This is a genomic window from Corynebacterium sp. (assembly GCF_030826625.1).
GTDB lineage: Bacteria > Actinomycetota > Actinomycetes > Mycobacteriales > Mycobacteriaceae > Corynebacterium.
Genome location: NZ_JAPJNQ010000011.1, coordinates 1 through 12,661, shown reverse-complemented (window position 1 = coordinate 12,661; position 12,661 = coordinate 1). Strand labels below are relative to the sequence as shown.

The window sequence follows — 12,661 nt, the reverse complement described above, 5'->3', positions numbered from 1 at the left end:
AGCAGAGCCGGTGTTAGCAGAGCTGCTGCCAGCATCGGGGTTGCCACTATCTGAGGCCTTCGCAGCATCAGCAGCTCCCGCGTCAGCGGCTGCGGAATCAGAAGCAGTTCCCGCGTCAGCAGCAGCATCAACCTGCCGAGCCGAAGTATCCGCACCAATCATGATCTGCATGCTGGCTTCTCGTGCCGCCAAATGCGCAGCATCGGTGTTATCGGCAGTCGATAGCACCACGCCCATGCGTCGGCCAGGGTAGCTGCCCGCTTTGCCGAACAACACCACGGTGGTCTCCGGGTGCGCGAGAGCACTTTCCAAACCGCCATAGCTCAACACATCGGCATCAACATCGGCTCGCAGCATCCGCGCTGCCCCCGGTGAAGTCAATGTGACATCAATCGGCATCCCCAAAATCGCACGCGCGTGCAGGTCAAACTGCGAATAACGTTGTGTCGCCATCGTGACCATGCCGGTATCCGTCGGCCGCGGCGAAACCGAAGAGAAGTACACGTCATCGCCAGCGACGAATAATTCGACGCCATAAACACCACGTCCACCCAATTCATTGGAAATACGCGCGGCAATCGAACGCGCGTTTTCCCAAGCCACCTGGCTGAGCTGCAATGGTTGCCAAGAATCAATCAAACCGCCGTTGCGGTGATCGTGCCCGATCGGCTCCGAAAACCACGTCGCCATCTCACCGGTGGCTGGGTCAATCGAACGCACCGCAAGCAGCGTGACTTCAAAATCAAAATCGACGAAGCGCTCCACGATCACCCGGCCGTCGAAATGCGCTTCCGCCGAGGCAGTTTCCCATGCCTCGTCGACGTCATCGCCGTAACGCACCACCATGTGCCCGCGCCCATTCGAGGTAATCGCAGGTTTCACGATGCTGGGATAACCCATCTCTTCCAGGATGGTTTTCAGCTCGTCCGGGCTGGAGGCAAAATCGTAGGCGGTCGTCGGCAAGCCCAATTGCTCAGAGGCTGTACGGCGAATCGCTTCGCGCTCCTTGGTTAGTTCGCAGGCACGCGCCCCCGGAACGACGACAGCAGAGCTGCCTTCTTCAATTTCGCGCAGCGCCTCGACCGCAACAACTTCGATCTCCGGGACCACATAATGCGGCTCAATGCGCCTGGCGAGCTACAGCACGGCCTGCGCATCGGTGACATCCGCGACATAAGAATACTGCGCGACCTGGTGCCCCGGCGCGCCGTTGCGCTTGTCGACGGCGTGTACTTCCAGACCCAGCCGCTGAAAACTAATCGCGAGTTCGCGGCCAATCTCACCAGCGCCGAGTAGCAGCACGCGGGTGGCATTTGGGCTCAGCGGAGTGCCGATGACGTCGTTGTCTGTGCTTCGGTTGTCTGTGCTTCCCTCATTGCCTGCAGTTCCGGAGTTACCCGCAGTTCCGGAGTTGCCGGTGGTGGTTGCGTCGTCAGTCATGACTGCCTATTTTCCCGCCAACACGTCGTGGCGCACGATGGTTTGTTCACGCGACGGGCCGACTCCGATATACGACATGCGCGTGCCAGACAGCTCTTCCAGGCGCAGCACGTAATCCTGTGCACGCTGTGGCAACTCGTCGAAGGTGGAGCAGCCGCTGATGTCTTCGTCCCAGGCGGGCATCTTTTCAAAGATCGGCTTGGCATGGTGCACCTCGGACTGCGAGATCGGCATCTCGTCGTGCCGCACGCCGTCGACGTCATAAGCAACGCAGATCGGGATCTCGCCGATCCCGGTGAGCACGTCCAGTTTGGTGAGGAAGTAATCGGTAAAGCCGTTAACGCGGCTGGCGTAGCGCGCGATCACCGAGTCGTACCAACCGCAGCGACGGCGGCGTCCGGTATTCACACCGACTTCCCCGCCGGTCTCTTGCAGGTAGTCGCCCCATTCGTCGAAAAGCTCCGTCGGGAACGGGCCCGCACCCACACGGGTGGTGTATGCCTTGATGATGCCCAGCGAGGTATCGATGCGGGTCGGGCCAATACCAGAGCCCACGCATGCGCCGCCCGCCGTCGGGTTCGACGAGGTCACGAACGGGTAGGTTCCGTGGTCGACATCCAACATGGTGGCCTGGCCGCCCTCCATCAGGATGTGCTTGCCGGCCGACAGCGCCTCGTTGAGCTCGCGTTCAGAGTCGATGACCATCGGGCGCAGGCGCTCCGCGTAGGACAAGAAATAGTCCACCACCTCGTCGGCCACGATGGCTTTGCGGTTATACATCTTCACCAGCATCTGGTTTTTCACATCCAGTGCCGATTCGACCTTCTGGCGCAAGATTGATTCGTCGAAGATGTCCTGCACGCGGATACCCACGCGGGCGACTTTGTCCTGGTAGGTCGGGCCGATACCGCGACCAGTGGTGCCGATGGCGCGCTTGCCCAAAAAGCGTTCCTGTACCCGGTCCAGCGTCTGGTGATATGGCGCAACCAGGTGCGCGTTGGCAGAGATCTTCAACCGCGAAGCATTCGCGCCACGGGCTTCCAGGGCGTCGACTTCCTCGAAGAGCGCTTCCAGGTTGATAACCACGCCGTTGCCAAGCACCGGAACAGCGTTTTCAGACAAAATACCCGCAGGAAGCAGCTTGAGCTCGTATTTTTCACCGCCAACGACGACGGTATGGCCGGCGTTATTACCGCCGTTCGGCTTGACGACGTAATCCACCTGGCTTCCCAGGATATCCGTGGCTTTACCTTTGCCTTCATCGCCCCATTGGGCGCCGACAATGACGATCGCTGCCATGCCTACCTCATCACTTCCCTGCGGTCAGTAGTTTGATCAGCCTCATAGCCTACTAGGTATTACGCAACCTGGATAATTTTTAGGCAGCGCCACGATGCTTGGATACGATGCATGGCATGCGTGTGCTGATTCTGCGCTGTGGTGAGACCGCGGCGAAGCTGGATTTACCTGCCACCTTGCACCATTCTGCAGGCGTGGAGATTTACAATTTGCCTGCGGTTCCTGGCCGCGGCGATCTGAAATTTTTAACGGCCGAGGCCACAAAGTTATTGCCGGAAGATCCCACCCCCTCGCTGGACGAGATCCAAGCCCAACCACGCGTCGAGCACCAGGCCGCCCCACAATTGGCCCCACAGCGCCCGACGATGCCGCTGCGCATTATCGTCATCGGCTCGGATGCTGCGTTATCTGCGGTTCTCACACGGTTGATGCGCGCCGATCAGTTATGGCCGCAGATAGGTTTTGTGCCCGTGCTTGACGACGCTTTTCCAGCCGGGGCTTCCTCAGCCGCACAGAATTGGTCTATCCCCACCGAGCCCGCCGCTGCCTTGAAATTAGCGCTGACCGGTGATGTTAAACCCGTTCCTTTAATCCGCAACGATGCTGGTCAGGTAGTGGCTGGGTCGGCGAGCATCAGCCAGTGGGACGCTAGCCCCATGACCGGTGAGATCATTGTCGACGATGCCACCTTGGTGCAGCAAGACGCACGTGCAGCAACAAAAGCTTCCGATGGGGCGGGCGAAAAATCCCTGCGACAACCACTAGATTATGGTGCCCGCTTGGTACCGATGCTGGATGCTCCGGGCATTGCCGCGGTGCGTGCGATTTCGCCGGTAGAAACGCCCCCGACTGAAGCTCAAAATTCCGAAGCGCAGCAACCGCGCCGCGGATGGTTGGGGCGCTGGCGCAAGAACAAAGCTTCCACCCCGCCCGTCAGCAAGCTCGATCCCGCCTCACTGGTGACTGGCCGTGCGGTACAAGCCGGTGGCCCGGAACTTGCCGTGCTTGTCGACGGGGTGCGCAGCGCGCGCCCGCAAAAACGCGTGACGTTTTATCGGCATTTGCGGGATTTACAGATCATCCGGCCAGAAAACACAAGCGCCAAAGCCTGAGTTAATCTTGTGAGTCTTCGTCGTATTTTTCCACCGCACCACGCACGTTGTCGTGAATGTCTGAAACCTCCCACACCTCCGGCGGATACGCCGGCGTCGACGAGGTCGGCGCCAACACCGACACTGCGGATTCGTGGGACATGCCCGCCACCATGAGCAGGTCGACGGTAAGGAAACGCACCTGCGACAAAATGGCGTATTCAGACAACACCGGATCATCGCTGATCACCGAAAGATCCGCGCGGGCACCGATGATGCGCAAACGGTTGACGATCCCCGGAATCTCGTAGGCCTGGCTGACTCGCGCACTGGTTTCATAAATTTGCGACAGCTCAACGGTGATTTCTGAAAGCTCGTCGATGATATTGATCAGTCGCTGGGTAGTTTTATCGCCGTCGACGCTCAAGACTACGCAGCGCCGGGCGAGCACACGCACGTTACGCGTGGCGTTATCCACTGGGGTCAAGATGCGTTCGATCGAGCGCAGGTGTTTGCGCGAACCCCAACGAAACGGCGAGAGCCCAGCGATTTCCCGGCCGGAAGCGGTTGCTTCCAGCATGTGATCAATATTCGACTGCGTACCCCGGACTTGCTGGAGCGCATCTTCAATGCGTGCTGAATCGCCCTTTTCTGCCCCTTCAGCAACATCGTGCAGCACAGACGACGCCACGGACAAAACTTTCGCGATCTCATGCCGGGCATCGCGCAAAGCGGAATTCGGGATCAGTGCAATCGAAAGCACACCAATGACCGAACCGATTGCAGCGTCAATGATGCGTTCGGTACCGCCACCGTGTGGCATGATGGTCGCGATCAGGATGGCACCGATCGCGACCTGGTTGCTCACCAACTGTGATTTCGAGAGCAACGCCGCAACTGTCAGCGAAATCGCTACCCCGGCAGCAATCTGCCAATCACCAGTGCCCAGAGTGTGCACCAGCAACTGGCCCACGCCGACGCCGACCACGCCAGCGATCGACATTTCCAGGGCCTTGTTCAGGCGATTACCCCCGGAAATCCCGAGGGTGACCACTACCGCGATGGGAGCGAAAAATGGAATCTCGTGGCCAAAAAATGTCTGAGCCACCCAAAACGCCAGCCCAGCGCCGACAGCAGCCTGCACAATAAAAATGAAGCGCTTACGTACGCGCTGGGCACGCGAGACCAACGAATGGTCTAGATGCCGCAGCCGTTCACGGGTCGAGATCCTTTTATCGGCCATAGGGTTTAACGAGCGGTGCTCTGCCCCGCTGAACGCAGAACCTGGCAGGACTCAATCACGCGATCTGCCATGGAGCGCTCAGCCTTTTTCAGGTAAGAGCGCGGGTCATAGACCTTTTTGTTGCCAACTTCACCGTCGATCTTGAACACGCCGTCGTAGTTGCTGAACATGTGACGAGCTACCGGATTGGTGAAGGCATACTGCGTATCGGTATCAATATTCATCTTGATCACGCCATAGCGCAGTGCTTCTTCGATCTTGGAAAGCTCCGAACCGGAACCGCCGTGGAAGACATAGTCAAACGGCTGGGAGCCGTCGGCAAGCCCCAACTTCTGCACCGCTACCTTCTGGCCTTCATCCAATACCTCTGGGCGCAGCTTCACGTTGCCCGGCTTGTAAACGCCGTGCACGTTGCCGAAGGTCGCTGCCAGCAAGTAACGGCCGTTTTCGCCGGTACCCAAAGCGTCGATGGTCTTTTCGAAATCTTCTGGGGTGGTGTACAAGTTTGCGCCAGCCTTGGCTTCCACGCCGTCTTCCTCACCACCAACGACGCCGATTTCTACTTCGAGAATGATATTTGCGGCGCGGGATTGTGCCAGCAGGTCCTGAGCGATCTCCAGGTTTTCATCAATCGGAATCGCCGAGCCATCCCACATGTGCGACTGGAACAGTGGCTGCTGGCCGGCTTCGACGCGCTCGCGGGAGATCTTCAACAGCGGCAGCACGAAATCATCGAGGCGTTCTTTCTGGCAGTGATCCGTGTGCAGCGCAATGTTTACGCCATAGTGCGAAGCCGCTTCGTGGGCAAACGCCGCCAGGGCCTGTGCACCGGCAACTTTGTTTTTCACGGCCTGGCCGGAACCGAATTCCGCACCACCGAGGGAAAACTGGATGATGCCATCCGATTCAGCTTCTGCGAACCCCTGCAATGCAGCGTTGATCGTCTCAGACGATGTGCAGTTGATCGCAGGGAAGGCGAATTGCTCCTTCTTCGCACGATCAAGCATCTCGTTATAAACCTCAGGGGTGGCAATAGGCATAAAACATCCTCCAACGTTGGATTTGCGTTCTCGAATTCCAATTATGCCTGAGCTAGCGCTAACCCGCAGCCGTTGCTTCGTCGGCAAGCGCCAACCGCGCCATCGCCTCCAGTGCCATCCAGCCAGAAAGCTGCACCGACAAATCCCGCTCCGCGATACGCACGACGCCCACCTTTTCGCGAATCGACATCGGGCCTAAACCAAAGTTGTGCGGCAACAACGCATCGCTGGTCCAATCCGTGGCGAAAACCGGCAGCCCGTCAACTTCCAGGCGGTGCGTCCACACCGATTCCGCTGAAGCGCGCACCAGCCTGGCCGCCAATTTGCGGGTAGCACGACTGGCTGGGGAATCATCCGGCAGGTGCACCGCGACGTCGGCAAGATAACGCACCAAAATCCCCTTGAACAGGCCACCATCACCATCGCCGGTATCCCAATCGATCACCCCGGCAGGGGTAGCCATGTGCCGGGCTATCGCACGCACCAAGCTGCGAATGCGGCTGATATAGGTCATCGCTTCGTCGGCATGTTCAGCTTCGTGGACGGTCTGAATATCTTCCAAGCTGTGAATACCGTGGTCTTTGCGCAGCTTCAACGCGATCTCCAGGCACGCCCCCAGCATCACGCCCTGGCAATACGGGTGAATGTCGCGCACGATTTCCGGGCCGTGCATGCGCATACGCATGCCGTCCATGATCAAGCCGTCGTCGTTGTGCAGGTTGTCAAAGACCCAATCGACAATGTGGGTGGCTTCATCCCAATAACCAGTGCGTGCGAGCATGATCGCGACCGGACCATTCGCGGGAACGTTGTAAAACGTCGAACGACCATCACGCCACGGCACCACACCCATAGATTTATCCAATCCCGCACGCAAATTGGAACGCAGCGCGTCGAGTTGCGGCGGTTCCGGTAGCTTCTCTGCGGCAGCCACGCGACCGAAAGCCAAAGCCAACCAGGCTTTATCGTCGTAATATTTATTGCGATCCAGCCCCCGGATCTGCCGCAGACTGATACCGCGCATGGTTGCCGCGATCCGTGCCTTGCGGGTTTTCGTCGGCTGCCGCAAAGCCGCATCAACCTGGCAATCCAGATAGTGCGCCTGCCACCAGTAATGCCAGTGAATAAACAAGCGTTCTTTGAACAAGGCCGGCCAACTCACCCGTGCAAGGTTGGTGCGCGGCAGCGACCAGAGCGGACCAGCATGCCGGTCGTTGATTGCGGTCTCGGCGAGATCCGCCCGGTGGGACCATTTTTCTTGCACTCTTATCCCATCACTAACGGGGGTTTACAGGTGATCAGGCAGCCGCGCGCCAGCAGCCACACCAGGCCACCGCACGCATAAGTATTTTTATACAATACCGCGTCGTGATGTGTTCTGCAGCATAGTGCAGCACAGGGGTGCTCGGATCCGCTTGGGTGTTTCTACCAGGAATTGCCCAAATCTGCGTGTTGGCGAATCCACGCGTGCATCGCGATCCCCGCAGCCACCCCAGCGTTAATCGAACGCGTCGAACCAAACTGCGCGATCGAGCACGTCATCACCGAAGCCTGGCTAGTCTCTGGGCTCACCCCAGGGCCTTCTTGCCCAAACACCAGTAGGCAACGACGCGGCAACTCGGCGGTTTCCAGCGGCACACACCCCGGCGTATTGTCGATCGCTACCACGGTCAAGTCGTTCTCGGCAGCCCAGGCCACCAGCTTGTCGACGTCCGTGTGGTGTTGCAAGTGCTGGTAACGGTCGGTGACCATCGCGCCGCGCCGGTTCCACCGACGCCGACCGACGATGTGCACCGTGTCGACGGCAAAAGCATTCGCCGTGCGCACCACCGTGCCGATATTCGCATCGTTTTCGAAGTTCTCGATCGCAATGTGTAGCTCATGCCGCCGGGTATCGATATCCGCGATGATCGCCTCGCGTTTCCAGTAGCGGTATGCGTCGACGACGTTGCGGCGATCGCCGTCGGCAAGCAGCTCCGGGTCCAAGCGCGGATCATCCGGCAGCGGGCCTTCCCACGGGCCGACGCCGTGCCTACCTTCAGCCCATTCTGTCGGACCTTTGTGGTCTTCGGCGGTGGCGCGCTCAGGCTTTCCAGTGTCAGACTTTCCAGTGTCAGGCTGGTTGCAATCAGTCTCGTTGCTGTCAGGCTGGTTGCTCTGCCCCATTACAGCCCCAGGTCCTCCAGGCCCAGCAAGCTACGGTATTCCAGGCCTTCGGCACGGATGGCATCGGCAGCGCCGGTGGCACGATCGACGACGGTAGCCACGCCGACGACTTCTGCTCCGGCCTCACGCAGGGCCGCCACCGCTGTCAGCGGGGAGTTTCCGGTGGTGGTGGTATCTTCCACGACCAGTACTTTCTGGCCTTCGACATTGACGCCTTCAATCCGGCGCTGCATTCCGTGCTTTTTGGCTTCTTTGCGCACGACGAAAGAATCGATCGGGCGGCCGTCGGCATGCATGATCGAGGTAGCAACTGGATCCGCGCCCAAGGTCAAACCCCCGGCAGCGACATAATCCCAGTCGGCGGTTTTTTCGCGCAGCAGCGCACCGATCAAGCGGGATGCCTCGTGGTGCAACGTCGCGCGGCGCAGGTCAACGTAGTAGTCGGCTTCCTTGCCCGAGGAAAGCGTCACCCGGCCGTGCACGATGGCGAGTTCACGCACGAGTTCTGCCAGGCGGGAAAGTTCTTTTTGCGATGGTGCATTCTGCTGCTCAGTCATGACATCTACCTTAGCCACTAGTCGTCGCCGAAAATCGACGGGCCGGAGGATAAATCCCGCCGCATGTGGGGGCGCTTAGCACGACCACGCGTTGTGGAGTTATCGGTGCCGTCGGCAATCGCATCAACTTCGTCGGCGCCGAGTGCATAGGGTTCCAAATATCCACGGGCATCCGCCTTACTGCGGGTTGGCAGCTCGACGGGTTCGCTGGGGCGCTGTACCGGCGGATGATCCTGCGGGTCAGGAACGACGTGCAGGGGCTGGTTATTCTCGAAGGCCGGGGGCTGTTTCGGCCCCATCATCCGGGTGGGGTCCGCCCCTTCGAATTTTAAAATTTGATTCGCCATCGACCGCGGGGGAAGCACCCGGGCGACGTCGGCAAGCAAAGCCAGCGGCGCCAGCATTTCATCCCAGTCTGCAGCGTGCGAACCTTTGTCGGTCTGTGCGAGCACCCAATCGGATTCGATCCACACGGCGGTGACGATCTCTGGGATGTTATCGCAGGCAGTAACCACGCGGGCATCAATCATGCGGCTGGCGACGGCAGCGTCGGTGGCATAGACAATGAAATCGGCGATGTGTCCGACTTCCAACAGGTCATCAAAATCAGCTTCGCCGGTAGTGCGATCGTTCCGCTGGTCGCGGTCGGCCCGACGGAAATCCACCACGATTTCGGTGGCGGCACCGGTGCGCATCGCCATGACGTTCACACCACCGAGGTCCATGAGAACCATCTCGTGGCCGAATGCAGAGCCCTGCACGATATCTTTCGGTGCTGCACCCCCGGCTGCCGCCCCGCGGGTCCACTCGTCAATGAGGTAATCGTCGTGCTTAGAAAAGCCAAAACCGTGTTTTTCTGCCCACTGCCGACGCTCGCGGCGCAATGCACCGGGGATGATGGAATCGCGGCGTGGACCAGCTGGCTTGGCGACGGGTTCTGAGCTAGCTAACTCAGCATATTGCTCAGCATCTGTAACAGCGTCAGCTTCAACGTCATAGTCAACGTCAGCTTCAGCGTCATAGTCAACGTCAGCATCAACGTCAGCGCCAGCGCCATCGTCAGCATGCTCAGTATCTTCGTGCTCAGCATCTGCAGAAACGTCTGCAGCCGAATTTTCCGCAACAGCAAGTTCTTCTAGCTCTGTCTCGCGATCCTGCTCGCTATCCACGGCGGATTTTAGCTCTGAATCTAGCTCAGAATGCACCGCAGGATCCAGCGCAGGTTTCACAGCAGCCATGCCCTCGAACTCGGGTTCTTCATGGCGCGGGAGCTGCTCTGCGGTGGCGAGTTCTTCGTCGTCAAGCAACTGGCCCCGGTGCAACGCACTGCCGTACGTCGCCTGGGAAGACCACTCATCCCCAGTACCAATAGCATCAGCAGTCTGCTCCAAGCCTGCAGTATCCACAGTATCCGCAGCATCCGCAGTATCCACGGCCTGCGCGTTATCGGCAGCAGCGTCTGGCTGAGGCGAAATCTGTGCCTGCTGGTCGCGGCGCTGCTTCGAATCCAGGTACCACAAAAATATGGCGGCGGCACCGGCGATGACGGCCAGAGTCAGTAGAACATACGGCATGCAGTCAGTTTAACGCGAAGTCTCCACAGGATTGGCAGCATTCGCCGACCACTGCGACCAACCACCCACATAATGCGAGGCTCCAGTAATACCGGCATGTTCCGCCAAGGCCAGGGCCAGGCCAGAGTGGTTGCCCGAACCGGAATAAAACACCGTGCCTTCTCCCCTGGTCACACCAGCTTGGGCAAAGACGTCGCGGATTTCTTCTTTTGACTTGGCCAGGCGATTCGGGGTCAACAAATCCCGCATAGAAGCGTTCACCGCACCGGGAATATGTCCGGCTTTCAAATCCAAATTTTCTTGGCGCCCCGAATAACGCCAGAAGGAGCGAGTATCAACCAGCGTGCCGTCGAAATTATGTACCTCGTCGATAGTGGCTGCGGGCATGGACCCGGGCCGAATAGTCAGCGCGGACCCCATCGCGATATTGCCCGGGCCGCACATCGTGTCGAAGCCTGCGCGATGCCACTGCGCCAGGCCGCCATCCAAGATGGAGACGTTTTTAATTCCTGCCCAGCGCAGCACCCACCAGGCACGACCGGCGAAAAATCCCTGGCCATCGTCATAAACGACCACTGGACGGTCTTCCCGCAAGCCCCAGCGGTTGACGTTGGCTTGCAGACGAGCCGGATCCGGTAACGGGTTACGCCCAGCTTTCGACCCCGGCAAGCCGGCCAGAGTGGTAGCGGGGTTGACGTGCTGGGCAGTGGGAATATGCCCGGCGCGAAATTGTCGGAAGCTGTTTCCCTGCCCCGGAACCCAGGTGGTAGCAAGCAGGGTGAGTTTGTCTCCGCGATGGATTTTTTCGTGTAATTCTTCGGCACTGACCAGGACGCTCATGGCACCCAGTTTAGGTGCAATCGCGTGTACGTGTCGGTGGTGTTGCTTGTCGACGTGGGCAGCGTTGCTTGCCGACGCATGCTGCCGCACGCTACACCCCCGCTAGCTGGAAATTGCCAACTCCTCGCCGCCGTCGGCAAGCGAGACCTGCACGGCATCGCCTTCGACAACCTCACCGGCCAACACCAGCCGCGCCAGCTTGTCGCCGATGGCCTGCTGGATCAACCGGCGCAGCGGACGCGCGCCATAGGCGGGATCATAACCGCGCTCGGCCAACCAGGCCTTTGCCTCTGAATCCACCGTCAGCGTCAAACGCTTGCCAGCCAGACGTTCGCGCAGCGTATCCAGTTGGATGTCCACGATGCCTTCCAGCAACTCGCTGGATAGCGGCTCGAAAGTCACCACATCATCCAGGCGGTTGATGAACTCTGGCTTGAACGCGGCCTTCACCGCATCCATGATCTGCTCGCGGTCACCGCCAGCGCCCAAGTTCGAGGTCAGGATGATCACCGTGTTGCGGAAGTCCACGGTCCGGCCCTGTCCGTCGGTCAGCCGACCTTCGTCGAGCACCTGCAGCAGCACGTCGAAAACATCCGAGTGTGCTTTTTCCACCTCGTCGAAAAGCACCAGCGTGTACGGGCGACGACGCACCGCTTCGGTCAACTGTCCGCCAGCATCGTGGCCGACGTATCCCGGAGGCGCACCGACCAGCCGCGAGACCGAGTGCTTCTCACCGTATTCCGACATATCGATGCGCACCATGGCCGATTCGTCATCGAACATGAACTCCGCCAGCGCTTTCGCTAGCTCGGTCTTGCCGACGCCCGTTGGCCCCAGGAACAGGAAGGAGCCGGTCGGACGGTTCGGGTCGGCGATGCCCGCGCGGGAACGGCGCACCGCATCCGAGACCGCCACCACCGCGTCTTTCTGTCCGACGACGCGACGCGCCAGGATATTCTCCATATCCAGCAGCTTCTCGGTCTCCCCTTGCAGCATCTTGCCAGCTGGGATGCCGGTCCAGGCGGATACTACCTCGGCGATGGTATCCGGGGTGACTTCCTCGCTGAGCATGGTGTTGTTGCGTGCCTGCTCAGCAGCCTTTTCTTCGGCTGCAGCGATCTCGCGCTCCAGCTCGTTGATGCGCCCGTAGCGCAACGTAGAGACTTTCTCGTAGTCACCCTCACGCTCGGCGATTTCTGCTTGCCGACGCAGATCGTCCAGTTCTTCTTTCAGCGCCTGGACATCGTCGATGGCCTTTTTCTCGTTCGCCCAGCGGGCTTTGAGCTCACCGAGGGTTTCGCGCTGATCGGCCAGTTCTTGTTGCAGGCGCGCCAGCCGCTCCTTGGAGGCAGCATCCGATTCCTTCTTCAGCGCCAGCTCTTCGATCTCCATGCGGCGAACGATGCGCTCG

Annotated in this window: 10 protein-coding genes and 1 pseudogene; 1 reads left to right on the top strand and 10 read right to left on the bottom strand. The window is 59.6% G+C overall.

Annotated features, from left to right (window positions below):
* Positions 1–138: 138 nt before the first annotated feature.
* Together purT and RCH87_RS02590 are read right to left on the bottom strand one after the other, a co-directional pair.
* Positions 139–1,335, bottom strand: a pseudogene (purT, locus tag RCH87_RS02600) (formate-dependent phosphoribosylglycinamide formyltransferase); the annotation flags it as partial.
* A 111-nt stretch (positions 1,336–1,446) separates the two neighbouring features.
* Entirely contained in the window at positions 1,447–2,739 is a 1,293-nt protein-coding gene (locus RCH87_RS02590) for an adenylosuccinate synthase (protein ID WP_306515196.1), read from the bottom strand.
* 116 nt (positions 2,740–2,855) lie between these two features.
* Here RCH87_RS02590 and RCH87_RS02585 point away from each other — a divergent pair, with 116 nt between their 5' ends.
* The gene (locus RCH87_RS02585; RefSeq protein ID WP_306515217.1) at positions 2,856–3,851 is read left to right on the top strand and encodes a hypothetical protein; all 996 of its coding nucleotides are present in this window, start codon (positions 2,856–2,858) and stop codon (positions 3,849–3,851) included.
* Position 3,852: 1 nt separating this feature from the next.
* Here RCH87_RS02585 and RCH87_RS02580 read toward each other — a convergent pair whose 3' ends face one another.
* The 8 genes from RCH87_RS02580 to RCH87_RS02545 all read right to left on the bottom strand — a co-directional run.
* Complete coding sequence (locus RCH87_RS02580) at positions 3,853–5,073, bottom strand: aromatic acid exporter family protein (protein WP_306515195.1); 1,221 nt, start codon at positions 5,071–5,073, stop codon at positions 3,853–3,855.
* Between the two features lie 5 nt (positions 5,074–5,078).
* Positions 5,079–6,113: a class II fructose-bisphosphate aldolase gene (fbaA, locus tag RCH87_RS02575; protein ID WP_306515194.1), complete on the bottom strand. Its 1,035-nt coding sequence runs from the start codon at positions 6,111–6,113 to the stop codon at positions 5,079–5,081.
* Positions 6,114–6,171: 58 nt separating this feature from the next.
* Complete coding sequence (locus tag RCH87_RS02570; RefSeq protein WP_306515193.1) at positions 6,172–7,377, bottom strand: glycoside hydrolase family 76 protein; 1,206 nt, start codon at positions 7,375–7,377, stop codon at positions 6,172–6,174.
* A 161-nt stretch (positions 7,378–7,538) separates the two neighbouring features.
* A complete protein-coding gene (locus RCH87_RS02565) occupies positions 7,539–8,279 on the bottom strand; it encodes an RNA methyltransferase (RefSeq protein WP_306515192.1) in 741 nt (246 codons plus the stop codon).
* Complete coding sequence (gene pyrE, locus RCH87_RS02560) at positions 8,279–8,836, bottom strand: orotate phosphoribosyltransferase (RefSeq protein WP_306515191.1); 558 nt, start codon at positions 8,834–8,836, stop codon at positions 8,279–8,281. The genes RCH87_RS02565 and pyrE overlap by 1 nt, the downstream gene beginning before the upstream one ends.
* 17 nt (positions 8,837–8,853) lie before the next feature.
* The gene (locus tag RCH87_RS02555; protein WP_306515190.1) at positions 8,854–10,410 is read right to left on the bottom strand and encodes a hypothetical protein; all 1,557 of its coding nucleotides are present in this window, start codon (positions 10,408–10,410) and stop codon (positions 8,854–8,856) included.
* A 9-nt stretch (positions 10,411–10,419) separates the two neighbouring features.
* Entirely contained in the window at positions 10,420–11,250 is an 831-nt protein-coding gene (locus RCH87_RS02550; protein ID WP_306515189.1) for a sulfurtransferase, read from the bottom strand.
* Between the two features lie 102 nt (positions 11,251–11,352).
* Positions 11,353–12,661: AAA family ATPase (locus RCH87_RS02545; protein WP_306515188.1), on the bottom strand; the 1,309-nt coding region annotated here is incomplete at its 5' end.